The sequence below is a fragment of the Paucibacter sediminis genome, from assembly GCF_030254645.1.
GTDB lineage: Bacteria > Pseudomonadota > Gammaproteobacteria > Burkholderiales > Burkholderiaceae_C > Paucibacter_B > Paucibacter_B sediminis.
This window is the reverse complement of record NZ_CP116346.1, coordinates 67,860-92,530: the sequence shown is the minus strand read 5'-3', so window position 1 is coordinate 92,530 and position 24,671 is coordinate 67,860. Positions and strand designations below refer to the sequence as shown.

Below are 24,671 nucleotides of genomic sequence, written 5' to 3'. Positions count from 1 at the left end.
CCCACCCGCATGTCCCAGCCTCTCACTGTTCTCCTGCAAGCCCGGCCGCATGGCGCCGCCCGCGGGCTCACCAGCGTCTGCTGCAGCCACGCCACGGTGCTGCGCGCCGCCATCCAGGTGGCGCTGGCGCATGGCACGCCGCTGCTGGTGGAGGCCACCTCCAACCAGGTGGACCAGTTCGGCGGCTACACCGGCATGACGCCCGCGCAATTCGCCCGCTATGTGCATGGGCTGGCCGCCGCGGCGGGCCTGCCGGCCGAGCGCCTGATCCTGGGTGGCGACCACCTGGGGCCGAATGCCTGGCAGGGCCTGCCGGCGGCCGCGGCCATGGACCATGCCGAGACGCTCATCCATGCCTATGTGAGCGCGGGCTTTCAAAAAATCCATCTCGATTGCAGCATGGCCTGCGCGGACGATCCGCCGCGCCTCTCGGACGCGCTGGTGGCCGAGCGCTCGGCCCGCCTGGCGCGGGTGGCGGAGGCCGCCGCGGCGCAGGCTGGTCTGGCCGCGCCGGTCTATGTGATCGGCACCGAGGTGCCGGTGCCCGGCGGCGAGGCCTCGCTGGGCGGCGGCGTGGCCGTGACCGCCCCGGCGGCCGCCGACCAGACCCTGCAAGTGCATGCCCAGGCCTTTGCCGCCCAGGGTCTGCAGGCGGCCTGGGAACGCGTGATCGCGATGGTGGTGCAGCCGGGCGTGGATTTCGACCACAGCCAGGTGCAGCACTACGCCCCCGCCGCCGCGGCCGAGCTCTCGGCCTTCCTGCGGCGGCAGACGCTGCGCCCCGGCCTGGTGTTCGAGGCCCACAGCACCGACTACCAGACCGAGGCCGCGCTCGCCGCCCTGGTGCGCGACGGTTTCGCCATCCTCAAGGTCGGCCCGGCGGCCACGTTTGCGCTGCGCGAGGCCTTGTTCGCGCTCTCGCACATCGAGGCCGAGCTGCTGCCCGCCGCGCGCCGCGCCGGCCTGATCGAGGTGCTGGAGGCCGCCATGCTGGCCCAGCCCAGGCACTGGCAGAAGCACTATGGCGGCACGCCGGCGCAGCAAACCCTGCTGCGCCGCTATGCCTTCAGCGACCGCTGCCGCTACTACTGGGGCGAGCCCGCGGTGCAGACGGCCGTGGATCAGCTGATCGCGAATCTCGATGGCATCGAGCTGCCGCTGCCGCTGGTGAGCCAGTTCCTGCCCGAGCAGGCGCGGGCGGTGCTCGAAGGGCGGCTGGCGCCGCGTGCACAGGCGCTGGCCGAGCACAAGGTGGGCGCGGTGTTGGCGGCCTACGCACGCGCCTGCGGCGGCTAAGCTCTCGTCCTTCGCATCGAAACACGACAAGCATCACCATGAGAAACACCAGCGAACGCCGCGAACGCATCCTGCAGATGCTGGTCAAGCAGGGCAGCGTGCAGGTCTCGGACCTGGTGCCCCTGCTGGGCGTCTCGGCCGTCACGATCCGCTCCGACCTTGCCACCCTGGAGGCACAGGGCCTGGTGACGCGCAGCTATGGCGGCGCTGCGCTGATGCGCCAGCCGCCACCGGAGCAGACCATCCGCCAGAAGGATGGCCTCAATGCCACGCTGAAGGAGCGCATCGGCGCCTGCGCGGCGCAGCTGGTGCAGCCCGGCGACAACATCATCATCGACTCGGGCTCCACCACCGTGCCGCTGGCGCGCCACATCCGCGCGCTCAAGCAGGTCACGGTGATGACCAACGGCCTCAACATCGCCTGGGAGCTGGCCGATGCCGAAGGCGTGGACCTGATGCTCACCGGCGGCCGCCTGCGCAAGGAGTCGCTCTCGATCCAGGGCGCGCAGGCCGAGGCCTGCCTCGGCGCCTACAGCTTCGACAAGCTCTTCCTCGGCGTGGACGGGCTGGACCTGCAGTTCGGCCTCACCACCCACCACGAGGCCGAGGCCAGCCTGAACCACAAGATGGTGGAGCGCGCCAAGAAGGTCATCGTGCTGAGCGACGCCTCCAAGTTCGGCCGCGTCAGCCTGCACCGCATCGTGCAGCTGGACCGCGTGCACACCGTCATCACCGATGCCGGCATCAGCGCCGAGTACCGCGACGGGCTGCAGCGCCTGGGCATCGAAGTCATCGTCGCCGAATGATGAAGCAAGTCCAAGGCCGCATCCTCACGCCGCAGGGCTGGCTGCAGGGGCAGCTCGGCTTCGATGCGCGGGTACGCTCGATCACGGCCGGCGCCGCAAGCGCTGCAAGTGGTCACATCATCCTGCCCGGCTTCATCGACCTGCATGTGCATGGCGGCGGCGGCGTGGATGTGATGCACGGCGGCAGCGCCGCGCTCAAGGTGGCGCGCCTGCATGCCCGCCACGGCACCACGGCCCTGCTGGCCACCACCATGACGGCGCACCTGCCGCAGATCGAGCGCGCGCTGATGGGCGTGGCCGCCGGCATGGCGGCGCGGGATTCGGACGGCGCGCAGATCCTGGGCGTGCACCTGGAGGGCCCGTTCCTCAACCACAAGCGCCTGGGCGCCCAGCCGCCGCTGGTGCTGGAGGCCACGCTGGAAGGCGTGCAGCGCCTGCATGCGCTGGCCCCCATCAAGGTGCTGACCCTGGCCACCGAGGTGGGGCAACACCTGGCCCTGATCCCGCAGCTCTGCGCGCTGGGCATGCGCGTGCAGATCGGCCACAGCGCCGGCAGCTATGAGGATGGCGTGGCCGCGCTGGCCGCCGGTGCCAGCGGCTTCACCCATCTGTTCAACGGCATGACCGGGCTCAACCATTACCAGCCCGGCATGGTGGGTGCGGCGTTGGCCCATGCCGAGTTCGCCGAGCTGATCCCGGATCTCGAGCATGTGCACCCGGGCGCGCTGCGGGCCGCCCTGCGCGCCATTCCCAAGGCCTATGGCATCACCGACGCCACGGCGGCCACCGGCATGCCCGACGGCGAGTACGAGCTGGGCCCGCAGCGGGTGATGAAGTGCATGGGCTGCGTGCGCCTGCTGGACGGCAGCTCGCTGGCCGGCAGCGCCCTTACCATGGACCAGGCGCTGCGCAACCTCGTCGCCATCGGCCTGCCGCTGGCCGAGGCCTCGCAACGCCTCTCGCAATACCCGGCCGAGTTCCTGGGCCTGGCCGAGCGCGGCCACCTTGCGCCCGGCGCCTGGGCCGATGTGCTGGTGCTGGACGAGCAGCTGCGCCTGCTCGAGGTCTATGTGCAGGGCCAGCTCATCCCGCGGGCATGACGCCGCTTTCCTGACCGACAACAAGCAGCAAGAGACACACGATGACCGACGCCACCGCCTCGCGGGCCCTTACCGCCGCCGCATCGCCACAGTCCGCCTGGGCGATGCGCTTCATGCTCTTCATCGCCGGCATGGGCGGTCTGCTCTACGGCATCGACATCGGCATCATCGCCGGCGCCTTGCCCTATTTGGAGTCCACCGCCTCGCTGGCCTGGAAGCTCAGCACCCAGCAGCTCGGCTTCATCGTCGCCGCGGTGCTGCTGGGCAGCGTGCTGTCCTCGCTGTTCGCCGGTGCGCTGGCGGACCTCATCGGCCGAAAGGCCGCGATGCTGCTGGCGGGGGCGCTGTTCACGCTCAGCATCCCGGTGATCGCGCTGGCCGAGGGCTACACGCCGCTGCTGCTGGGCCGGCTGCTGCAAGGCATCAGCGGCGGGCTGATCGGCGTGGTGGTGCCGCTCTACCTGGCCGAATGCCTGGGCGCCGACAACCGCGGCCGCGGCACCGCGATGTTCCAGCTGCTGCTCACCATCGGCCTGGTGGTGGCGGCGCTGATCGGGCTCTACCAGGCGCGCTCGGTGGAGGCAGTGGCTGCGGCCGGCAGCAGTGCCGCGGCGGTGTTCGCCGCCAAGGACCAGGCCTGGCGCAGCATCTTCTGGGCCTGCCTGACGCCCGGCCTGATCTTCACCCTGGGCGGCCTGCTGCTGAACGAATCGCCGCGCTGGCTGGTGCGCCAGGGCCGCGTGGCCGCGGCGCGCGCCGCGCTGCTGCGCAGCCGCGATGCCGCCCAGGCCGAGCTGGAGCTGCGCGAGATGCAGGAGGCCGCGCCCGTGGCCGGCACGGGTGTGAGTGCCAGCGCGCAGGACCCGCTGCTGAGCCGCCGCTACCTGCTGCCCTTCTTCCTCGCCTGCCTGGTGCTGGCCTGCACCCAGGCCACCGGCATCAATTCCATCCTGGCCTACGCGGTCAACATCCTCAACCAGGCAGGCCTGCCCGGTGCGGTGGCGAACAGCGCCGACGTGGCGATCAAGCTGCTGAACGCGCTGATGACGGTGGTGGCGGTGCTGCTGGTGGACCGCAAGGGCCGCAAGTTCCTGCTCATGCTGGGCAGCGGCGGCATCATGCTGTCGCTGCTGGGCGCGGCGCTGCTGTTCCAGGGCGCCGAGAGCGGGCGCCGCGACGGCCGCGAGGCGGTGCAGGCGCTGGTGCAGGACGATGCGCTGGAGCTGCGCCTCGACGCCGCGCTGCTGCAGCGCCTGGGTGTGCAGCCAGGCGCCGAGGGCGCCCAAGCTGGCGGGGCGCAACAACTGACCCTGTCCTATGCCTACGGCCCCTTCACCAATGTGCAGACGCGCCGCAGCGACGAGGCCGGCCTGCCGGCCATCCGCATCAGCCGTGCCGACACCGTGCAGGCCGATGGCGTGATCGGCGCTTTCTTCCGTCGCCTGCGCCTGAACCCCTTTGCCGACCCGGCCGCCGCCGCGACGGCGCCGCTGCGCATCGAGCAGGCCCTCGTCGGCCCGGTGCCCAGCGCCACGCATGGCTGGTGGGTGGCGGCCTGCATCTTTGCCTTCGTGGCCAGCTTCGCCGTCGGCCCGGGCGTGTGCGTGTGGCTGGCGCTCTCCGAGCTGATGCCCACGCGCATCCGCTCCAACGGCATGAGCATCGCGCTGCTCATCAACCAGTTCGTCTCCACCGTGATCGCCGCCGTGTTCCTGCCCACCGTGGGCCAGCATGGCTATGCCGCGATGTTCTATTTCTGGGCCGCCTGCACCCTGGTGTACTTCCTCACCGCTGCCTTCCTGCTGCCCGAGACCAAGGGCAAGACGCTGGAAGAGATCGAGGCGGCGTTCCGGCGCTAGCCGAGCGCCGAGGGTGCGCGCCCAAATTCCGCCCTGAAGGCGCTGCTGAAATGGCTGTGCGAGGAAAAACCCAGGTCCAGCGCCAGTTCGGTGAGTCGCCCGCGCATCTCGGGCAGGCGGAACAAGGCCTCGCGCAGGCGCAGTCGGTTCAGCTGGCGATGCATGCTGAGGCCGGTGACGCGCCGGTACACGCGACTGGCATGAAAGGGTGAGGTGCCGCAGCTGCGGGCCAGCTGTTCCAGGCTGAGCGCCTGGTCGAAGCCGACCGCCATGCATTGGCCAAGTTCATCGGCCAGGCGGCGCCAGGCCGGGCTGAGGCTGGGGATGCCTGCCCGCGCTCCTGCCTGCAGGCGCGCGTCGGCCATCACGCTGTCCACCAGCATCAGCCCCAGTTCGTCCCGGGCCAGCGGGTCGGCGCCCTGCCGGCGCAGGCGCTGCTGCAGCAGCGCGGTGCGTGCCGACGTGCGCACGACGCCGGGCGTGAAGTCGGGCGCCATCGCGCCGAGCAGCTCGCCGTCCAGCGCAATGCTGGTGCTGCGCCGCGGCCTTGCGGTGGGCGAGGCCAGGGCAAAGGATTCGTCCGCACCATGCAGTACCGCGGTGCCGACGTCCACCACCGTCTGCTGGCCGCGGATGCTGCGCATGTCCATGCCGGTGAGCGGTAACTCGATCATGGCCTGTGTCAGGTGCTCCTCCTGCCAGGCACTCCGGCGGCCGCTGCAGTGCCATTCGCTCACGACGGCGCCGGGTTTGGCGGCATGCGTGGTGGTGGACGATGGGGCTGGCGAAGGCATGGAGGAGAAGGCTTGGAAGGGCCGCGGCGGCCGAGCAGGTTTTTGATAGCGGCGCGTCGGCATGCTGCCGAGAATGCGCGGCATGAACACCTACCTGACGATTCTAAAGAGACCCGGCTGCGGCCGCTTCGGGCGGCGCTTGGCGGCGCTGATGCTGGCCCTGCCCATCATCATCATGCTTGCGCTGGCGGCCCAGGCGGCCCAGGGCGCGACACCCGCGCCTGCTGTGGAGGTTCCGAGCGTGGACGCCCGGGCTGACGACGTGGCCAGCGTGGACGGCCTGATGCGCGCCTTCTACGAAGTGGTGAATGTGCGCCCCGAGGCGCCGCGCCAATGGGGGCGCGATCGCACGCTGTACGGCCCGTGGGTGCGCTTCGTGGCGACCTCCACCGCCGCCAATGGCGCGCCCCAGGTCGAGGTCTGGGATCACCAGCAGCTGGTGAACGAGTCCGAGCCGCTGGTGCGGCGCGGATTCCGTGAGCGCGAGATCCATCGCAGCACGCGTGTGTACGGCCACATCGCCCATGTCGACTCGACCTACGAGACCGAGTACGCCAGCCCCTCGGGGCTGCAGCGCTCGCGCGGCGTCAACAGCATCGAGATGTATTTCGACGGCAAGCGCTGGTGGATTTCCAGCGTGATGTGGATGACGGAGGCGCCGCAGGCGCCGATCCCGGCCGAACTCTTGCCGCCGCGCTGACGCGGGCCAGCCCACCCGCCCTTGCCGCGGCATGAAGCCTGTTTCCGCTTCAGTTGCAATTTGACACCTTGCCGGCGGCGGCGTCTCATCGCGCGGTTCGCGGTGCAGCAAGGAGACATGCAGATGAAGCGCATTCACACAGTCGCAGCCCTGAGCGCCCTGGTGCTCGCCGGCCTTGGTCACGCCGCCCCGGCGGCCGAGCCGCCGAGCGAGCCCAAGGCCGAACCCGCCAAGCTCGAGGTGGCGGTGCAGGCCGGCAAGGACGAGGCCGGCAAGCTCGGCAAGCCCAAGGGCGGCAAGCCCGGCGGCCTGCGCGAACATCTGGTCAAGCTCAAGCAGGCCCTGCCGCCCAGCTCCACCGAGGGCCCGGCCGCCGCCGGCGATGCGGGCTTCCTGCAGCGCGCCTATCCCGAGGACGACATCCCGCTGGCTCGCATCGAGGCGGCGCGCAGTGCCGCCAAGGTGGTGGCGGGGCGCAACTTCCCGGTCGGCAAGGGCCAACCCGGTACCTTTGTGAGCGTCGGCCCGCAGGAGGCCTTGTTCCCGCGCTCGCCCTACCGCTCTTCCTTCAGCTACATCCCGACCGACTATGTCGGCGCCGGCCGCACCGTGGCCCTGGCCATCGACCCGAACTGCACGCAGGGCCAATGCCGGCTCTGGGCCGCACCCGCGGGCGGCGGCATCTGGCGTACCAAGAATGCGCTGGACGGCCAGCCGAACTGGCAGTACCTGAGCGGCCCCTTCGGCATCAACGCGATCGGCTCCATCACGCTGGACCCGAACGATGCCACCGGCAACACCTTGTGGGTGGGCACCGGCGAGGCGAACGGCTGCGGCAGCGGTTGCATCGCCGGCGTGGGCATCTACAAGTCCACCGATGGCGGTGACAGCTGGAGCGGGCCCCTGGGCGCCGCCTCGTTCAACGCGCGCGCCGTCGGTTCGATCGCCGTCAAGCCGGGCGATCCGCTGACCATTTACGCGGCCTCGGTGCGCGCCGGCCGCGGCGCCTCCTCGGTGGCCACCGGTGGCGTGGTGACCCTGGTGCCCGGCGCACCGCAGTGGGGGCTTTACAAGTCCACCGATGGCGGCGCCAGCTGGACCTACCTGCACAATGGCTCGGCCGCGGCGGCCGACTGCTCGGCCGCGAATCTGGTGGCGCAGGCCAACAACCTGAACGCCTGCTCGCCGCGCGGCGTGCGCCAGATCGAGCTCGATCCGGTCGATCCCAACACCGTCTACGCGGCCTCCTTCGGGCGCGGCGTCTGGCGCTCCAGCGATGGCGGCGCGAGCTGGGTGCAGATCAAGCCCTCGCTGAACGCCGCGCAGAACACCACCCGCCCGATGCTGGCGGTGAACCGGCTGGCGAATGGCAACACGCGCCTCTATGTGGCTGAGGGCAATGTCGGCGCACCCTATGCGCGCCTGTTCCGCAGTGACGACGCGCGCAGCGGCGCGCCGGTGTTCAGCGACATGACCAGCAACAACCCGGCCAATCCGGGCTATGGCTCCTACAACTTCTGCAGCGGCCAATGCTGGTACGACAACTTCGTGGTCTCGCCGGCGGGCTACCCGGACATCGTCTACCTGGGCGGCTCCTATGCCTATGGCGAGACCGGCGGCATCTCCAATGGCCGCGGCGTGGTGCTGTCGACCGATGGCGGCGCGTCCTTCACCGACATGACCATGGACGGCACCGACCCCGTCAACCCGAACGGCCTGCACCCTGACCAGCATTACCTGGTGGTGCAGCCGGGCAATCCCTACCGCTTCTTCGAGGCCTCGGATGGCGGCATCGTGCGCTCCAGCGGCATGTTCTCCGACGTCTCGGTGTGGTGCGATGCGCGCGGCCTGGGCGGCGCGAACCTGCTGCGCTGCAAGCAGCTGCTGTCGCGCGTGCCCTCCAGGCTGGAGAGCATGAACAAGGGCTTGTCCACCTTGCAGTTCCAGAGCCTCTCGGTGAGCCCGCACAACGTCAACCTGGTGCAGGGCGGCACGCAGGACAACGGCACCTGGCAATCCACCGGCAACCCGGTGCGCTGGATCAACACCATGATCGGTGATGGCGGGCAGTCGGGCTTCGACGTGGCCGACCCGAAGTTCCGCTTCCACACCTTCTATGACGCCTCGCCGGACGTGAACTTCAGCGGCGGCGAGATGGGCGACTGGAACTGGATCGGCGATCCGATCTATGGCACCGGCGGCCAGTTCTATGTGCCCATCATTTCGGACCCCAAGGTCAGCAAGACCATGTTTGCCGGCGCGGCCAATGTCTGGCGCACCAAGACCTGGGGCATGGGCACGATGACGCTGGCCGAGTTCCGCGGCCATTGCAACGAGTGGCGCGGCGACTTCACGGTGCAATGCGGCGACTGGCAGCAGATCGCCGCACCCAGCCTCGTCGCGGCGGCACGCGGTGACCGCGCCGGCGGCGCGATGGCGGCGGTGGAGCGCACCGCCTCCGACAGCTCGACCGCCTGGGCGGCCACCACCACCGGGCGCGTGTTCATCTCCAAGAACGTCGACGCCGAACCGGCCGGTGCCGTCGCCTGGACGCGCCTGGACGCGCTCGCGCCCAACGATCCGAACCGCTTCGTCAGCGGCATCCATATCGATCCGGTCAATCCGAATCGGGCCTGGATTTCCTACAGCGGCTTCAGCGCCTCGACGCCGGCCACGCCGGGCCATGTGTTCGAGGTCACCTACGACCCGACTGCCGGCACGGTGAGCTGGGTGGATCGCAGCTACGACCTGGGCGACATCCCGGCCACCGATGTGGCGCGCGACGACCTCAATGGCGACCTCTACATCGCCAGCGATTTCGGCGTCTACCGCCTCGCCGCCGGCACCAGCAGCTGGACCGCCGCGGCGCCGGGCATGCCCAATGTGGAAGTGGCCGGCCTCACCATCATCCCGGCGGCACGCAAGATGTATGTGGCCACCCACGGCCTGGGTGCCTGGTTGCTGAACCTGCCCTGAACGGGCGCGCGGCCTGCCGCCTCAACCGCCCATGGTGGCGTTCGGGTTGAAGGGCAGGCTGCGCACCCGGGCGCCGGTGAGCCTGAACCAGGCATTCGCCAGCGCCGGTGCGAAGGTCGGCACGCCTAGCTCGCCCACGCCGCCGATCGGCCGGCTGCGGTCGGCATTGGCCGGTGGCGGCATGATCAGCACCTTCACCTCGGGCATCTCGCCGAGCCGGATCATGCGGCTGGCGTTGAAGTTCTTCACCTGGGCGGCGCCATTGGCAAAGGTCTGGCGGCCGTACAGGGTGGCGTTGATCGCATGCACCACGCCGCCGACGATCTGCGCCTCCACCGAGCCCGGGTTCACCGTCAGATAGGCGTCCACCGCCACCCACACGCGCGTGATGCGCGGCTGGCCGTTGTTGTTGGCCACCTCCACCACCTGCGCCACCACGGTGTTGAAGGCCGTGCCCACCGCGATGCCGCGGGCGCGCCCGGCCGGCGGCGCGTTGCCCCAGCCGGCGGCATTGGCGGCGGCCTCCAGCACGGCGATCCAGCGCGGGTCGCTGAGGCGGGCGCGGCGGAACTGGTAGGGGTCCTGGCCCAGCGCCGCCGCCACCTCGTCCAGCATCGACTCCACCGCGAAGGTGTTGATCGAGGCGCCCACCGAGCGCCAGAAGCCCACCGGGATGGTGGAGGGGTGGCTCACCCATTCGGTGAGCCGCGCGCCGAAGGCATAGGGCAGGGCCTGCGAGGCCTCGTAGCCCTGGCTGTCGCCGCTGGCGCCCAGCGGCACGCCGCGCTGGCCCAGGATGGAGGGCGAGACATTGCGGTAGCTCCAGGCGCTGATGTAGCCATTGGCATCCAGGCCGGCGCGCACCCGCACCAGCGCCATCGGGCGGTACTGGTCGTGGGCGAAATCCTCCTCGCGCGGCCACATCAGCTTCACCGGTTTCTGCAGCACCAGGGCCACCTGCAGGGCCTGGCTGATGAAGTCCAGCTCGGCCTTGCGGCCCAGGCCGCCGCCCAGATAGGTGGTGTGGAACACCACCTTGTCGGCACTCAGCCCGGTGATGGCGCAGACCAGGGCGAGGGCGGACTTGGCCGATTGCGTCGGCGCCCAGATCTCGCAGCGCTGGCCGGCCACATAGTCCACCGTGCAGTTCAGCACCTCCATGCAGGCATGGGCCACATAGGGCAGGCTGTAGCTGGCCTCCAGCAGCTTGGCCGCGCCGGCCAGCCCGGCGTTGGCATCGGCGCTGCTGCGCTCCACCGTGTAGAGCGTGCCGGGCGGGTTGGCGGCGCCGGCCACATAGGGCGTGGCGCTGCTCATCAGGCGCTGCGCGTCGGCCATGAACTGGCTGCTGTTCAGCGCGGCGGTGCTGGCCGGCAGCGTCCAGCTCGGGCTGAGGCGCTTGGCGGCCTGCCAGGCGTCCCAGGTGGTGACGCCCACCACCGCCAGCGCATTGGTATTGCCCACCACCTCGGCGCCGCGGCCGGTGCCGGCCCAGACCTTGGTGGGCACCAGCGCCAGCGCGCCGGCCGGGGTGGCGGGCAGGGCGGCCAGCGTGCCGCCGAAGCTGGGGCAATGCTTGATGACGGCATACACCATGCCGGGCACGCGCACGTCCAGGCCGTAGATGGCGCTGCCATCCACCTTCAAGGGGATGTCGGGGCGGGCGCAGGGCTTGCCGATGTACTTGAACTGGCTGTCGGGCACCAGCGGTGCGCTGCTGGGCGGCACCAGCAGGGCCGCGTCGGCGGCCAGCTGCCCGTAGCTGAGGCGCTGGCCCGAGGGGCTGTGCAGGATCACGCCGTTGCTGACCTGGTAGTTGGCGCGGTTGCCATCGCCCAGGCGCGCCATCGCCGCGGTCACCAGGGTCTCGCGTGCGATCGCGCCGGCATCGCGCATGCGCCAGTAGTTGTTGCGCGTCACGCCGCTGCCCACCGTGTTGATGGCGGTGCCGAGCGGCGCCGGGCTGGCCAGCGTGGGCGCGCCCTGTTTCAGCTGGATGCGCGCGGGCTCCACCATCAGGTCTTCGCACAGCACCTGCGCCAGGCCGGCGCTGGCGCCCTGGCCCATGTCGGAGCTGCCGATGGTGAGCGTGATGCTGTCGTCGGCGCCAATGCTCAGCCAGCTGTTCACGGCGCTGCTGGCGCCGGCGGCCTCGGCCGCCTTGCCGGGCAGGAAGAAGGCGAGTGTGAAGGCGCTGCCGGCACCCAGCAGCTGGCGGCGGTTGAGTGCGAGTTCGGACTTGGGGAAATCGATCATGCTGCGGGCTCCCGGCTCACAGACCCGCAACGGCCTGCTTGATGCGTTGATAGGTGCCGCAGACGCAGACGTTCTTGACCTCGCTGGCGATCTCGCTGCCATGGTGGCCGGCCTTCATCGCGCCCGCCACCGACATCAGCATGCCCGACTGGCAGTAGCCGCATTGCGGCACCTGCAGGGCGATCCAGGCCTGCTGCGCCGGGTGGCTGCGGTCCGGCGAGAGCCCCTCGATGGTGGTGATGGGCTTGCCGGCGGCCGAAGAGACATCGAGCTTGCAGCTCTTCTCGGGCTGGCCGTTCATCAGCACGGTGCAGGCGCCGCAGACCTCGATGCCGCAGCCGTACTTGGTGCCGGTGAGGCCGATCACATCGCGCAGCACCCACAGCAGGGGCATGGACTCGCTGCTCACGTTGACCAGATGGTCGCGGCCGTTGACGTTGAGGGTGTAGCTGGGCATCGCGTACTCCTTGGATGCTGCCGCGCGGCGGGCGGCCGGGTTGGGCTGGGCGCGAGGATAGGGTGGGCCCCACATTAAGACTGTGTGGGTTTGTTAAGCGCGGGCGCGCCGGGGGGCTTGACCCTCACCTTGCGTGAGGCCCGATGATGCGAGCCATGGAATACACCGTCGGCGAACTCGCCAAGCGTGCCGGGCTCACCGTGCGCGCCCTGCATCACTACGAAAAGCTCGGCCTGCTGCTGCCCTCAGGGCGCAGCGAGGCCGGCTACCGGCGCTACAGCGAGGCCGATGTGCAGCGCCTGCACCGCGTGCTGGCGCTGCGCCATTCCGGCCTGGCGCTGAAGGAGATCGCCCTGCTGATGGAGGCGGAGAACCCGCCGCTGCGCGAGGTGCTGGAGCGCCAGATCGCCGAGGTGGAGCTGCAGCTGCAGCGCCAGCAGCGCCTGCTCAAGGCGCTCAAGACGGTGGCGGCGCGCGCCCATGCGAGCGAGCAGGGCTTGAGCGAACACCTGTTCACCGTGATGAGCCTGATGCGGCTGTTCGAGCAGTACTTCAGCGAGGCGGAGCTGCAGGCCCTGTCGCGCCGCCGCGCCGAGCTGGGCGAGGCGCGCGTGCGCGATATCGAGCTGGCCTGGCACGGCCTGATCCAGGAGGTGCAGGCCAGCATGACGGCGGGCGTGCCGGCCGTCAGCCCGGGTGTGCGCGCCCTGGCCCTGCGCTGGCGCGCGCTGGCCCAGCAGTTCGTCGGCGACCAGGCTCAGCTGAAGGCCAAGGTGCAGGCCATGTACGAGCAGGAAACGGGGCTGCAGCGCGAGACCGGCGTCACGCCGGAAATGATCGCCTATCTGCGCCAGGCGCTGAACCCAAGGGAGGAGAACAACCATGACAAGACCTGAGACCCAGGCCGGCAAGGCCCGGCTGTTTGCCAACCCGAATTTCCGCTGGCTGTTGGGCGGCGGCCTGCTGTCCATGCTGGGCGACCAGTTCACCCTCATCGCCTTGCCCTGGCTGGTGCTGCAGCTCAGCGGCGACGCCCTGGTGCTGGGCACGGTGCTGGCGGTGATGGGCGTGCCGCGCGCCGTCTTCATCCTGGTGGGCGGGGCCATCGTCGACCGCCATTCGCCGCAGCGCGTGCTGCTGCTCACCAAGCTGATCAACGGCGCCCTGGTGGGCCTGCTGGCCCTGCTGGTGTGGAGCGGCACGCTGCAGCTGTGGATGGTCTATGGCCTGGCGCTGGGCATCGGCCTGGCCACCGCCTTCAGCTATCCGGCCGGCAGCTCGATCCTGCCCCAGGCCCTGCCGCCCGAGGCCCTGCAGGCCGCCAACGGCACGCTGATGGCGCTGCGCCAGCTGAGCGTGCTGCTGGGGCCGGCGCTGGCCGGCGCGCTGATCGTGCTGCTGGCGGAGCCGGGCGCGCCGCCGGCGCCGCAGCAGCACATCAACGATGCGCGCGGCCTGGCGCTGGCCTTCGGCTTCGATGCCTTCAGCTTCTTCGTCTCGGCCTGGACGCTGCGCCAGGTCAGGCTCGGCCAGCGCGCGCGGCCCGAGCCGGTGCCGGTGCTGGCGGCGATCGCCGAGGCGATGCGCTTCTTCTGGCGCGACGTGGAGCTGCGCACCCTGTGCCTATATTTCGCCGCCATCGGCTTTTTCGTCGGCGGCCCCATCCAGGTGGCGCTGCCGGTGCTGGCACAGACCCAGCTGCCGGGCGGCGCGGCCTCGCTGGGCCTGCTGCTGGCCGGCCATGGCGGCGGCGTGCTGGTGGGCATGGCGCTGTCCGGCCTGCTCAAGGGCCGGCGCCTGGGCACGCTGGGCGCCACGGTGCTGGCCATCGACGCCTGCGCGGGCCTGGCCTTTCTGCCCTTCGGCCATGTCCACGCCACCTGGCAGGGCCTGGCCCTGCTGGTGCCGCTGGGCGCGCTGGGCGGCTTTGTGCAGGTGGCCGTCTACACCTGGATGCAGCAGCGCATCCCGCCGGCCATGCTGGGCCGGGCCATGAGCCTGTTCATGTTCATCTTCATGGGCATCACGCCGCTGGCCGCGGCCGCGGCCGGCGCTGCGCTCAAGCTGCTGGGCCTGGCGCTGCTGTTCAGCGCCAGCGGTGCGGCGCTCTTGCTGATCGTGGTGCTGGGCCTGCTGCTGACGCCGATCAGGCGCATCCGCGATGCGTCGCCAGCGCCAGGACTTGCGCCCTGATGTGCGGGTCCAGCCGCGCGCCGCGCCGCTCCAGCGCGGCCAGCATGGCGAGGGCCGCCGCCGGCGTGGCGGCATAACCCGGCATCAGCGCGGGCAGCTCCTGCACCAGCCCGGGCTGGCGTCGCTCCAGCCGGCGCTCGCGGTTGAAGGGGTCGGCCGGCGCATCGGCGCCGGCGCGAGCGTGGTCCTCGGCGCGCAAGGCGTCGAGTTCGATCAGCCGGTCGAGCGCGTGGCCCTGCACAAAGCGCGCGGCCGAGAGCTTCTCGCCGCGCTGCCAGCGCTGCAGGCCGACGAACAGGCAGCTCAGCGCCTCGCCGACGATCCAGCGCTCGTCCGGCAGGCGCGCGGTGGGCATGGGCAGGCTCGGATGCGCCAGCGCCGGGTCGAGCGCCTCGCTGCGCCAGACCCATTGCCCGCTGGCGTAGGGGATCTGCGCCAGCTCATGCGCTTCGAACACCGCGAATTCGCAGAACACCCCGTCGGCCATCAAGGCCTTGTGGCCGTCCGCGGTGTTCTGGAAATGCCAGGCCAGCGGATGGGCCGCGGCCAGCCAGTCGAGCCGCTCGATGTAGCGCGCCTTGTGGCCGGGCGCGACGATGGCGAAGAAGTCCAGATCCGAATAGGCATCCAGGCGGCCGCGCTCCAGCCCCACCGAGCCCAGCCCCAGCAGGCCCAGCGCCGTGCCGCTGTCGCGCAGCGCGCCGGCGATGGCCTCCAGCCGCGCTAGCAGCAGTGCGGGGGTGATGGTGCTGCGTTCGTTCAATTCGGTCATGGTGTGCGTTGCGCTCCGGTTGGCGCGCATTATGGGCAGGCCATGGCGAGGCGGGTTTCATGCTGTTACCGTCGCGGCCATGCAAGAGTTCAGCACCCTCACGACCGCGCGCCTCAGCCTGCGCCGCCTGCGGCCCGCCGACCTGGCGCGCTTCGCCGCCTACCGCGCCGACCCGGAGCTGGCGCGCTACCAGGGCTGGAGCGCGCTGAGTATGGCGGAGGCGGCCGACTTCATCGCCGGCATGCACGCCGCCCCGGCCTTCGTGGAGGAGGCCTGGCTGCAGCTGGCGATCGCACAGCGCCCCGGTGACGAGCTGGTGGGCGATATCGGCCTGTGCCTGCATGCCGGTGGCGTGGCCGAGATCGGCTTCACGCTGATGCGCGAGGCGCAGGGCCGGGGCCTGGCCACCGAGGCGCTGCGCGCCCTCATCGAGATGCTGTTCGCGCGCCCCGAGGTGCGCGCGCTGATCGCCATCACCGATGCGCGCAACCACGCCAGCATGCGGCTGCTGGAGCGCCTGGGCCTGCGGTTGGTGCACAGCGAGGCGGCGCTGTTCAAGGGCGAAGCCTGCACCGAACACCATTACCGGCTCGAGCGCGCACACGGCCTGGCGGTAAAGTCCGTGCCATGACCGCCAAGACCGCTTCCGAGATCCGTGCCCTGCTCACCCCGGCCGAGGTCGCCGACCTCTGGTTCATTCCGCAGGTGTTCGGCGGCCGCGTCGTCAGCGAGGCCATGCAGCAGCGCTTTCAGGACCTGGGCCTGGCCACCGCACCGCTGGCCGATGGCCGGCGCGGCATCACCGAGCTGGGCTCGCGCGTGCAGCGCGGCGCGCCGTGACCGCCCATGATGAGCACTGACGCGCCCGACCCCGACCCGATGCCCATGCCACCCGTGCAGCCCGAGCTCGAGGCCTGCTGCGGCAATGGCTGCGAGCCCTGCATCTTCGAGCTGCACGACCTGGCGATGGACGCCTACCGCCAGGCCATGCGGGCCTGGCGCGCGCGCCATCCCGACACCCCCGCGAACGCCGGAGCAAGCCCATGAGTGAAAAAAGTGCCTTTCAGGACAACTACCCGGAGAACGTCGCGCATTGCTACGGCTGCGGGCGCCTCAACGGCCACGGCCACCAGATCAAGACGCATTGGGATGGCGAGGAGAGCGTCACCCGCTACCGGCCCGAGCCCTTCCACACCGCGGTGCCGGGTTATGTCTATGGCGGCCTGATCGCCTCGCTGATCGATTGCCACAGCACCGGCACGGCCGCCGCCGCCATGTACCGCGCCGAGGGGCGCGAGATGGACACGCAGCCGGCCTTCCGTTTCGTCACCGGCTCCCTGCATGTGGACTATCTCAAGCCCACGCCGATCGCCGGCCCGCTGGAGATACGCGGCCGCGTCAAGGCCATCCAGGGCCGCAAGGTGATCGTCGAGTCCTGGGTGCTGGCCGAGGGCGTGGTGACGGCGCGCGGCGAGGTCACCGCGGTGCAGATGCCCGAGAGCTTTTTTGCCGCCGCGCTGCCCAAGCCAGGAGCACCCACTGCATGAACGAGGCCGCACCCTACCAGCCGCCCAGCGTCTGGGCCTGGAAGAAGGACGGCAACGGCGGCCGCTTCGCCGCCATCAACCGGCCGGTGGCCGGCGCCACCCATGAGCGCGAGCTGCCGGTGGGCCGCCATCCGCTGCAGCTGTATTCGCTCGCCACGCCCAATGGCGTGAAGGTCACGGTGCTGCTGGAGGAGCTGCTGGAGGCGGGCCATGCGGGCGCCGAGTACGACGCCTGGCTGGTGCGCATCGACGCGGGCGAGCAGTTCGGCAGCGGCTTTGTCGGCATCAACCCGAACTCCAAGATCCCGGCCCTGCTGGACCGCAGCGGGCCCGAGCCGCTGCGCGTGTTCGAGTCGGGCGCGATCCTGCTGCACCTGGCCGAGAAGTTCGGCGCGTTCTTGCCGGCCGGCGGCGCGGCGCGCGCCGAATGCCTGTCGTGGCTGTTCTGGCAGATGGGCAGCGCGCCCTTTCTCGGCGGCGGCTTCGGCCATTTCTACGCCTACGCGCCCGAGAAGATCGAGTACGCGATCGACCGCTATGCCATGGAGGTGAAGCGTCAGCTCGATGTGCTGGACCGGCGCCTGGCCGAGAGCCCTTACCTCGCCGGCGCCGACTACACCATCGCCGACATGGCGGTCTGGCCCTGGTATGGCACGCTCGTGAAGGGCCAGCTCTATGGCGCGGGCGAGTTCCTGCAGGTGCAGGACTACCGCCATGTGCTGCGCTGGACCGATGCGATCGCCCAGCGGCCCGCGGTGCGGCGTGGCCGCATCGTCAACCGCAGCTGGGGCCAGCCCGCCAGCCAGCTGCTGGAGCGCCACGCGGCCAGCGACTTCGAGACCCGCACCCAGGACAAGCTGGCCGAGCCGGCTGGAAGGACGCCGCCATGATCACCCTCTACGACTGCGCCACCGCGCCGAGCCCGCGCCGCGCGCGCATCCTGCTGGCCGAGAAGGGCGTGGTGCATGAGACGGTGCAGGTGGACCTGCGCCAGGGCGAGCAGCTCAGCGAGGCCTACCGGCGCATCAACCCGCAATGCACGGTGCCGGCGCTGCGCACCGACGAGGGCCTGCTGCTGACCGACAACGCCGCCATCGCCGCCTATCTCGAGGCGCGCTTTCCGGAGCCGGCGCTGCTGGGCAGCACGCCCGCGGAGAAGGCCGAGATCGCGAGCTGGCAATGGCGCATCGAGTTCGAGGGGCTGATGGCGATCGCCGAGGCGATGCGCAACAGCGCCCCGGCGATGGCCAACCGCGCGCTGCCGGGGCCGGTGGACTATGCGCAGATCCCTGCACTGGCGCAGCGCGGCCTGGCGCGGCTGCAGCAGTTCTTCGTCGAGCTCGACGCGCGCCTGCAGGGCCGCGATTTCATTGCCGCCGAGCGTTTCAGCATCGCCGACATCACCGCCGTGGTGGCGGTGGACTTCGCGCGCGTGGTGCGCGTCAAGCCCGGCGAGCAGCACCCGCACTTGCTGCGCTGGCGCCAGGCGATGGCGTTGCGGCCTGCGATGGCGCTGTAGGCGCGGCGGCCTGCCCGGCTCACGGCGCCAGCAGGCGCAGCAGCAGCCAGGCCGGCAGGCCCAGGTAGAGCAAGGCCAGGCCCAGGCGCTCCAGCCAGTGCCGCAGCGCGCCGGCCTGCTCAGGACGCAGCAGCAGGGCCGCCAGCGTGCCGGCCTCGATGGCGGCGCGCAGCAGCGCGGCGCACAGCAGCACGCCGATCGCCCAGGCGGCCCACCAGAGCGCAAAGCCCTTCAGGAAGAGCAGCGCCCCATAGGCCTGCAGCTCGCCGAAGCTGCCGCCATAGGCGATCTGCTGGTGCAGGCGGAAAGCCGGTATTGCCAGCGCCAGCGGCAGCAGCAGGAACTTCGCCGCCGGCCGCTGCAGGCGGCTGCGCCGGCTGGAAGTTAGGCAGAGTTGCGCGTAGCGAGCCGCAAACGACAAGGGAGGCGGGGGTGCCAGCCGCAGCAGGCGCGCCAGCGCCAGCGGGTCGGCCAGCGCCAGCCCGTAATGCCAGCGCCGGCCGCCGGCCAGGCGCAGCCAGGCGCCCGGGCCCGGCAGGCGCAGCCGCCAGGGCTCGATGCCGGCGATGTCCTGCAGCGGCAGGGCCAGGCGCTGGCGGCCGCGCGCCAGCACCAGCATGCCGGCTTCAGCATCGATGCTGACGCGCGCGGTGAAGGCGCGCAGCACGCACCAGGCCGCCAGCTCGGGGGCGAGGAACAGCGCCGCCACGCTGCGCAGCTGCGCCAGCGTGCTCAGCTGCAGCAGGCCGTCGCCCAGCGCCATCGCCGCCAGCATCCACAGCAGGCTGGCGCGCGCAAAGCCGCGCAGCAGGCCGGCGGCGAGGCGAGCGGCGGGGGGTAGCACGGCCACGCTTGCCAGGGTGGTGGCATCGCTGGCGGCGGGGTCCGGCTGTGCTTCGCCGGGCCGCCACCAGCGGCGCAAGGCGGTGCCCAAGGCCAGCAGGGCCAGCGCGGCGACGGCCGCGCGCCCCACCCAGTCGCCCCAGGCCAGCATCAGGGTGGGGCGGCCGCCGGCCTCGCGCACCGGCAGCTCGCCCAGCACCAGCACGCGTTCGCCCAGGCGCGAGCCGGCGACGATGCTGCCGCCCGCATCGATGATGGCGCTGAAGCCGTTGCTGGTGACGCGGAACTGCGGCAGCCGCGTCTCGATGCTGCGAAACGCCGCCACCGCCTGGTGCAGGGCCGCGCCCTGCGGCAGGGCGTTGAACCAGGCGTCGTTGGACAGGGTCAGGATGGCCTGGCCGCCCAGGCGCGCGCCCTCGATGGCGAGGCCGGTATCGACGGCGTCCAGGCAGATCAGCGCCAGCACCGGGATCTCGCGGCCATCGGCCAGGCGCAGCGGGAACACGCGCGCACCGCTGCCCGGCCGCCAGCCGCCGGCCCAGGGCAGCCAGCGCCGCAGGGCCGGGCCGTCCAGCCAGGGCGGCACGTATTCGGTGAGCGGGAAGGGTCGGGTCTTGCGGTACAGGCCCAGCAGGCCCGCGCCGGGCGCGACGAAGGCGGCGGCGTTGTACTCGCCCGCCGCATCGCGGTCATAGGTGCCGAACACAAAGGGCACGCCGGCGGCGTTCACGATCGTCAGTATCTCGGCGTCGAATTCGGCGCCGGCCTCGCTCTTGGGATGGCCGAAGGTGGTGGGATAGACCGTCTCCGACCACAGCACCGCATCGGCGTGCTGGCGCTCGACGGCATCGAAGGACATCGCGAAATGCGTGTCCAGCACCGCGCGCACCACCGCGGCCGCGCCCTGCTCGCGGCGCAGTGCCTCGTAGTCGGTGATATTCGCCTGCACCAGGCCCATGCGCAGCGGCTTGCCGGCCGCCGGCAGGGCCGCTAGCGCCGCCAGCGCATAAGCGCCGTAGCCGGCCAGCAGCAGCGGCACCAGGGCCGCCAGCGCCAGCGGCCGCGCCAATGCCCGCGCGCCATGCGCACGCCGCGCCAGCGCCTCGGCCAGGGCCTCGTTGCTCAGCAGCAGCAGCAGCGTGAGCCCCGCCGCACCGCCGAGATCGGCGGCCTGGCGCAGCAGGCGGGCGGGATAGAGGCCATAGCCCAGCGTGTCGCCCAACAGCCTGGGCAGCAGCCACTCGGCGCCGACCCAGGCCGCGCTGCCCATCAGCGCCCCGGCCAGCGCACGCCGGTTGCGGCTGCGGCGGCGGCCCAGGCGACGCAGCAGCACAAAGGCGAAGAACTGCGGCTGGAACAGCGGCGCCAGCAGCAGGAGCAGCAGCAGGCCGGTGCCGGCGCCCAGCTGCGTGTAGGCGCCGATGGCGCTGCCGAACCAGGCGAACACCGCCAACGTGTAGAGCACCGACATGGCCCAGGCGCTCAGCAGCGTGCCCCGCAGCGAGGTCACCGCGCTGAGCCGGTGCAGCCAGGGCAGCAGGGCCACGAAGCCGAGCGGCCAGGCGCCGTCGCCGCGCGCGTACAGGCCGCACAGCAGCGCGCTGACAAGCATGCCCAACCAGCGGCTGGCGGCCAGCCTGTGCAGCAGTTCGCTGATGCTCAACCCCCAGGTCGCTCGAGCGGCGCCGGCACCACGATGCGCCGCAGCGGCAGGCCCGGCGGCGCGAGCTCGGGCGGCACCACGCGGTCCGCCGGCATCGCGATCGGCTGGCGCGCCGCGTCCACCAGCTGCGCATCGGGCGCGAACATCAGGATGGCTTCGATGCGCTGGCCGTCATCGGTGGCCTGGTGATGCCGCACATAGCCGGCCGGCAGCGGGAAGTCTTCCGGCACGGCCAGGCCCAGCAGGGGCGGGCGCGTGCCTGGCGGCGAGAAGGCACCCAGGCCGGTGTAGACGCCGGCCTGGTGCAGGCGCGCGATGACCTCGGCCATGCCGGGGCGCTCGCCCTCGTTGACATAGTCGGCCAAGTCGGGCGTCAGGTCGCCGTTGGGGTCGCGCTGGCGCGGGATGCGCGGTGGCGGTGCGCCGTACTGGGCCGGCGGTGTGGCCGCGACGTTGCTGGCCGCCACCACCGCGACCACGGCCGCCGTCGGTACCCCGTCAGGCGTCGGGGCGAGCGGCGCGGCCGCGCTGCCGGCGGGCGCGGCCGCGGCTAGTGGCTCAGCCGCGGCGTCGGGCGCCCCCATCCACCACCAGGCGCCGGCCGTCAGCACCAGCCCCAGGGCGATCGCCAGCAGGCCCAGCGAGGGCCGCCAGCCGCCGGCTTGATCGGGACGGTGGCGCATGGACATGGCCCCGGCCCGCCCTCAGGGCGCCGCGGGGTTGGAGGTGGAAATCGCCCAGCCCATGCGCTCGTGGCCGTACTGGTTCCAGATCGGGCTCTTGCCGCCGCTGAACGAGGTGTAGCGCGGCGCGCCCGAGCCGGTGGTGCCGCCGAACAGGCCGGCGCTGACGGTGCCGCCGGTATAGGTGGGGTGGGTGTTGTCGGACTGGATGTAGTCGTAGCTGCTGCTGGCCGAGACGAAATGCGTGTTGGCATCGCGCAGGGTGGCGCGCAGCGTGTTGCTGATGCGGTTCACATAGCTGGCCTCGCTCTCGCCGGCCACATAGCGCAGCGCGTCGGAGTCGACCTGGCCGTCGCCATTGGCGTCATAGTCGGCGCCCATGTACTGGGCGAAGTTGTCCGCGCACTTGAAGCCCTTCTGGCGGGCGAACTCGCACATCCAGTAGTTCATGGTGGCGAGCTTGGGCAGGAACAGGCTCTGCAGGTTCACCGTCGCGCCGGTGCTGGCGTCCTTGCAGCTGCTCTGCACATTGTCGGCGGCGTAGCCCGGGTAGTGCAGGTTGGAGATGATCTTCAGCTTGGTGCCGGCATAGGCATTCGCGTTGATGAAGTCCATCGCCGCCGCCACATAGGTCTTGCAGCTGTTGACGGCGCTGTCCATGCCCGCGTAGTTGCAGGTGCCGGTCTGGCTCTTGAAGGCCGAGCGCGCCTGCAGGCCGTCGTTGCCGCACATCTCGAAGGTCACGACGCGCGTCGAGGCGGCCTGCATATAGGACTTCTCGGCCACGATCTTGTTGTTGTAGACGTCGGAGGCCACCGCGCCGGACTTGGCTCGCCGCACGCTCTCGATATCGGCATTCCACAGCGCCGAGAGGTATTCCGCATCCACCGTCGGGGCCGCGTACTTGGCGGCGTTGAGGGTCGAGCCGTTGTAGCCCGCGTAGATCGAGTCGCCATAGGCCACCAGGCGGTATTTGGTGCTGGTGCCGGCCCGGTCTATGGTCCAGGAGACGTTCTGGGTCAGCGTGTTGGCCGTAGCCGCGGCGCCCACGCCCAGCAGGGTGAGGGCGGTCATCAGGATGCGCAGGGTCCTCATCGGGTTCTCCTTGAAGCCTGGGGTGCGATCGGAAGGGCCAGACTACCAGCGCGGCCGCCCCGCCAGTTGCGGGAAATCCCTCCGCTGCGCTGCAGCAAGGTGACCCAGTCGGCTACACCCCGGCGTTGCCAGCCGCTCCGGCCGCAGCCGGGCGCGGGCCGCTCAGTCGCGTCGCCCGGCAATATAGTGTTCGAGCTGCTCGATGATGAACTGCTGGTCGGCGATGGTGGCCTTGACCAGGTCGCCGATCGAGACGAGGCCCAGCAGCCGTTCGCCGTCCATCACCGGCAGGTGGCGCAGCCGGTGCTCGGTCATCAGCGCCATGCATTCCTCGGCGCTGCGGTCGGGCGGTACCACCATCACCGGGCTGGACATGATGTCGCGCAGCAGCGTGTCCTTGGACGACCGGTCCATCAGCACGATCTTGCGCGCGTAATCGCGTTCCGAGACGATGCCCACCACCTTGCCGCGCTCCACGACCAGCAGCGCGCCGATGTTCTTGTCGGCCATCAGGCGCACCGCCTCAAAGACCGAGGCCGTGGGCTCGATGGTGAACACGGTCGCAGCGGGCTTGGAACGGAGTATTTGTGCAGCGTTTGTCATAGCGCGGCCCTCCATGGGTGTCGACGCACCCTATTCAAACCGATCTGGGCCGATTGCGCATCACCCATCTACGGCGAGCTACACCATCCGCTCCGGCCGCACCCAGGCGTCGAACTGCTCGGCCGTCAGCAGGCCCGAGGCCAGCGCCGCCTCGCGCAGGCTCAGGCCCTGGCCATGGGCCTGCTTGGCGATGGCGGCGGCCTGGTCGTAGCCGATATGCGGGCTCAGCGCCGTCACCAGCATCAGCGAGCGCGCCAGCAGCTCGGCGATGCGCGCGCGGTCCGCCGTGATGCCGCGCGCGCAATGCGTGTCGAAGCTGGCCATGCCCTCGGCCAGCAGGCGCAGGCTCTGCAGGAAGTTGTGGGCGATCAGAGGCTTGAAGACGTTCAGTTCGAAGTTGCCCGAGGCCGCGCCGATGCTCAGCGCCACGTCGTTGCCCAGCACCTGGCAGCTGAGCATGGTGAGCGCCTCGCACTGGGTCGGGTTGATCTTGCCGGGCATGATGGAGCTGCCCGGCTCGTTCTCCGGGATGCGCAGCTCGCCCAGGCCGCAGCGCGGCCCGGAGGCCAGCCAGCGCACGTCGTTGGCGATCTTGATCAGCGCCGTGGCCAGGGTCTTGAGCGCGCCATGCGCCGTCACCAGGGCCTCGTGGCCGGCCAGCGCGGCATAGCGGTTGGCGGCGCAGCGCAGCGGCAGGCCGGTGCCGGCGGCCAGGCGTGCCGCCACGCGCCGGCCGAACTCGGCATGGGTGTTGAGGCCGGTGCCCACCGCGGTGCCGCCGATCGCCAGCTCGTGCAGCGCGTGCTGGCTGGCGCGGATGGCTTGCTCGGCCAGCTCGAGCTGGGCCACCCAGCCCGACATCTCCTGCCCCAGGGTCAGCGGCGTCGCGTCCTGCAGATGGGTGCGGCCGATCTTGATCAGATCGGCGTACTCGGCCGCCTTGGCGGCCAGCGTGTCGCGCAGGGCCAGCAGGCTGGGCAGCAGGTGGTTCGCCAGCTCGAGTGCGGCGGCCACATGCATGGCGCTGGGAAAGACGTCGTTGGACGACTGGCCCAGGTTCACATGGTCGTTGGGATGCACATGGCGCTCGCTGCCGCGCCCGCCGCCCAGCAGCTCGGAGGCGCGATTCGCCAGCACCTCGTTCATATTCATATTCGTCTGCGTGCCCGAGCCGGTCTGCCAGACCGAGAGCGGGAAGGCCTCGGCATGCTCGCCGGCCAGCACCTCGCCGGCCGCCTGGGCGATCGCGGCCGCCAGCGTCGCATCCAGCAGGCCCAGCTCGGCATTGACCCGCGCCGCCTCGGCCTTGATGCGGGCCAGCGCCTGCAGCAGCGGGGGCGGCATGCGTTCGCTGGAGATGTGGAAGTGCAGCAGGGAGCGCTGCGTCTGCGCCCCCCACAGTGCCTCGGCCGGCACGGCGATCTCGCCCAGGCTGTCGGTCTCTATCCGGGTGGCGTGCTGCATGGCAGGTCCTTGTCAGGGCCTGCTGACAGGCCCGCCTGCCCAGTG

At 71.0% G+C, this 24,671-nt stretch carries 23 protein-coding genes; 14 read left to right on the top strand and 9 right to left on the bottom strand.

What is annotated here, in order from left to right:
• Positions 1-9 precede the first annotated feature (9 nt).
• The 4 genes from PFX98_RS00455 to PFX98_RS00440 are packed head-to-tail and all read left to right on the top strand — an operon-like array spanning position 10 to position 5,061.
• Positions 10-1,296: a D-tagatose-bisphosphate aldolase, class II, non-catalytic subunit gene (locus tag PFX98_RS00455; RefSeq protein WP_285233198.1), complete on the top strand. Its 1,287-nt coding sequence runs from the start codon at positions 10-12 to the stop codon at positions 1,294-1,296.
• Positions 1,297-1,334: 38 nt separating this feature from the next.
• Complete coding sequence (locus tag PFX98_RS00450) at positions 1,335-2,102, top strand: DeoR family transcriptional regulator (protein WP_285233197.1); 768 nt, start codon at positions 1,335-1,337, stop codon at positions 2,100-2,102.
• Positions 2,099-3,202, top strand: coding sequence for an N-acetylglucosamine-6-phosphate deacetylase (locus PFX98_RS00445; protein ID WP_285233196.1), 1,104 nt, complete (start codon positions 2,099-2,101; stop codon positions 3,200-3,202). The genes PFX98_RS00450 and PFX98_RS00445 overlap by 4 nt, the downstream gene beginning before the upstream one ends.
• 41 nt (positions 3,203-3,243) lie before the next feature.
• Positions 3,244-5,061 (top strand): MFS transporter, encoded by a 1,818-nt coding sequence (locus PFX98_RS00440; RefSeq protein WP_285233195.1) that lies wholly within the window; start codon positions 3,244-3,246, stop codon positions 5,059-5,061.
• On the opposite strand, the gene PFX98_RS00435 is transcribed toward PFX98_RS00440, so the two are convergent.
• The gene (locus PFX98_RS00435) at positions 5,058-5,855 is read right to left on the bottom strand and encodes an AraC family transcriptional regulator (protein WP_285233194.1); all 798 of its coding nucleotides are present in this window, start codon (positions 5,853-5,855) and stop codon (positions 5,058-5,060) included. The genes PFX98_RS00440 and PFX98_RS00435 overlap by 4 nt on opposite strands.
• 82 nt (positions 5,856-5,937) lie before the next feature.
• Here PFX98_RS00435 and PFX98_RS00430 point away from each other — a divergent pair, with 82 nt between their 5' ends.
• A complete protein-coding gene (locus PFX98_RS00430) occupies positions 5,938-6,555 on the top strand; it encodes a hypothetical protein (protein WP_285233193.1) in 618 nt (205 codons plus the stop codon).
• Between the two features lie 123 nt (positions 6,556-6,678).
• Positions 6,679-9,531, top strand: coding sequence for a WD40/YVTN/BNR-like repeat-containing protein (locus PFX98_RS00425; protein WP_285233192.1), 2,853 nt, complete (start codon positions 6,679-6,681; stop codon positions 9,529-9,531).
• Between the two features lie 21 nt (positions 9,532-9,552).
• On the opposite strand, the gene PFX98_RS00420 is transcribed toward PFX98_RS00425, so the two are convergent.
• Both PFX98_RS00420 and PFX98_RS00415 read right to left on the bottom strand, forming a co-directional pair.
• A complete protein-coding gene (locus tag PFX98_RS00420; protein WP_285233191.1) occupies positions 9,553-11,787 on the bottom strand; it encodes a xanthine dehydrogenase family protein molybdopterin-binding subunit in 2,235 nt (744 codons plus the stop codon).
• Positions 11,788-11,803: 16 nt separating this feature from the next.
• A complete protein-coding gene (locus PFX98_RS00415; RefSeq protein ID WP_285233190.1) occupies positions 11,804-12,244 on the bottom strand; it encodes a (2Fe-2S)-binding protein in 441 nt (146 codons plus the stop codon).
• A 155-nt stretch (positions 12,245-12,399) separates the two neighbouring features.
• On the opposite strand from PFX98_RS00415, the gene PFX98_RS00410 reads away from it, so the two are divergent.
• A complete protein-coding gene (locus PFX98_RS00410; protein ID WP_285233189.1) occupies positions 12,400-13,140 on the top strand; it encodes a MerR family transcriptional regulator in 741 nt (246 codons plus the stop codon).
• Complete coding sequence (locus tag PFX98_RS00405) at positions 13,127-14,437, top strand: MFS transporter (protein WP_285233188.1); 1,311 nt, start codon at positions 13,127-13,129, stop codon at positions 14,435-14,437. The genes PFX98_RS00410 and PFX98_RS00405 overlap by 14 nt, the downstream gene beginning before the upstream one ends.
• On the opposite strand, the gene PFX98_RS00400 is transcribed toward PFX98_RS00405, so the two are convergent.
• Positions 14,391-15,209 (bottom strand): hypothetical protein, encoded by an 819-nt coding sequence (locus tag PFX98_RS00400; protein ID WP_285233187.1) that lies wholly within the window; start codon positions 15,207-15,209, stop codon positions 14,391-14,393. The genes PFX98_RS00405 and PFX98_RS00400 overlap by 47 nt on opposite strands.
• Before the next feature lie 79 nt (positions 15,210-15,288).
• Between PFX98_RS00400 and PFX98_RS00395 the strand changes: the two genes are divergently transcribed.
• Genes PFX98_RS00395 through PFX98_RS00370 form a run of 6 tightly spaced genes read left to right on the top strand, consistent with a single transcriptional unit; the run spans position 15,289 to position 18,275 of the window.
• Positions 15,289-15,840 (top strand): GNAT family N-acetyltransferase, encoded by a 552-nt coding sequence (locus PFX98_RS00395; protein ID WP_285233186.1) that lies wholly within the window; start codon positions 15,289-15,291, stop codon positions 15,838-15,840.
• On the top strand, positions 15,837-16,049 hold the full coding sequence (locus tag PFX98_RS00390; protein WP_285233185.1) for a hypothetical protein: 213 nt from the start codon (positions 15,837-15,839) through the stop codon (positions 16,047-16,049). Before PFX98_RS00395 ends, PFX98_RS00390 begins: the two co-directional genes overlap by 4 nt.
• Positions 16,050-16,055: 6 nt before the next feature.
• Entirely contained in the window at positions 16,056-16,256 is a 201-nt protein-coding gene (locus tag PFX98_RS00385) for an oxidoreductase-like domain-containing protein (protein WP_285233184.1), read from the top strand.
• The gene (locus tag PFX98_RS00380) at positions 16,253-16,756 is read left to right on the top strand and encodes a PaaI family thioesterase (protein WP_285233183.1); all 504 of its coding nucleotides are present in this window, start codon (positions 16,253-16,255) and stop codon (positions 16,754-16,756) included. Before PFX98_RS00385 ends, PFX98_RS00380 begins: the two co-directional genes overlap by 4 nt.
• Positions 16,753-17,646 (top strand): glutathione-dependent disulfide-bond oxidoreductase, encoded by an 894-nt coding sequence (gene yghU / locus PFX98_RS00375; RefSeq protein ID WP_285233182.1) that lies wholly within the window; start codon positions 16,753-16,755, stop codon positions 17,644-17,646. The genes PFX98_RS00380 and yghU overlap by 4 nt, the downstream gene beginning before the upstream one ends.
• Positions 17,643-18,275 carry a glutathione S-transferase family protein gene (locus PFX98_RS00370; RefSeq protein ID WP_285233181.1) on the top strand — a complete coding sequence of 211 codons (633 nt, stop codon included), beginning with the start codon at positions 17,643-17,645 and terminating at the stop codon, positions 18,273-18,275. Before yghU ends, PFX98_RS00370 begins: the two co-directional genes overlap by 4 nt.
• A 19-nt stretch (positions 18,276-18,294) precedes the next feature.
• On the opposite strand, the gene lnt is transcribed toward PFX98_RS00370, so the two are convergent.
• The 5 genes from lnt to fumC form a co-directional block, all read right to left on the bottom strand.
• Positions 18,295-20,781: an apolipoprotein N-acyltransferase gene (lnt, locus tag PFX98_RS00365; protein WP_285233180.1), complete on the bottom strand. Its 2,487-nt coding sequence runs from the start codon at positions 20,779-20,781 to the stop codon at positions 18,295-18,297.
• Positions 20,778-21,470, bottom strand: coding sequence for a hypothetical protein (locus PFX98_RS00360; protein ID WP_285233179.1), 693 nt, complete (start codon positions 21,468-21,470; stop codon positions 20,778-20,780). Before PFX98_RS00360 ends, lnt begins: the two co-directional genes overlap by 4 nt.
• Before the next feature lie 15 nt (positions 21,471-21,485).
• On the bottom strand, positions 21,486-22,559 hold the full coding sequence (locus tag PFX98_RS00355; RefSeq protein WP_285233178.1) for an SGNH/GDSL hydrolase family protein: 1,074 nt from the start codon (positions 22,557-22,559) through the stop codon (positions 21,486-21,488).
• Between the two features lie 162 nt (positions 22,560-22,721).
• Entirely contained in the window at positions 22,722-23,162 is a 441-nt protein-coding gene (locus PFX98_RS00350) for a CBS domain-containing protein (RefSeq protein WP_285233177.1), read from the bottom strand.
• Positions 23,163-23,240: 78 nt separating this feature from the next.
• Complete coding sequence (gene fumC / locus PFX98_RS00345) at positions 23,241-24,626, bottom strand: class II fumarate hydratase (protein WP_285233176.1); 1,386 nt, start codon at positions 24,624-24,626, stop codon at positions 23,241-23,243.
• Between the last annotated feature and the right edge of the window lie 45 nt (positions 24,627-24,671).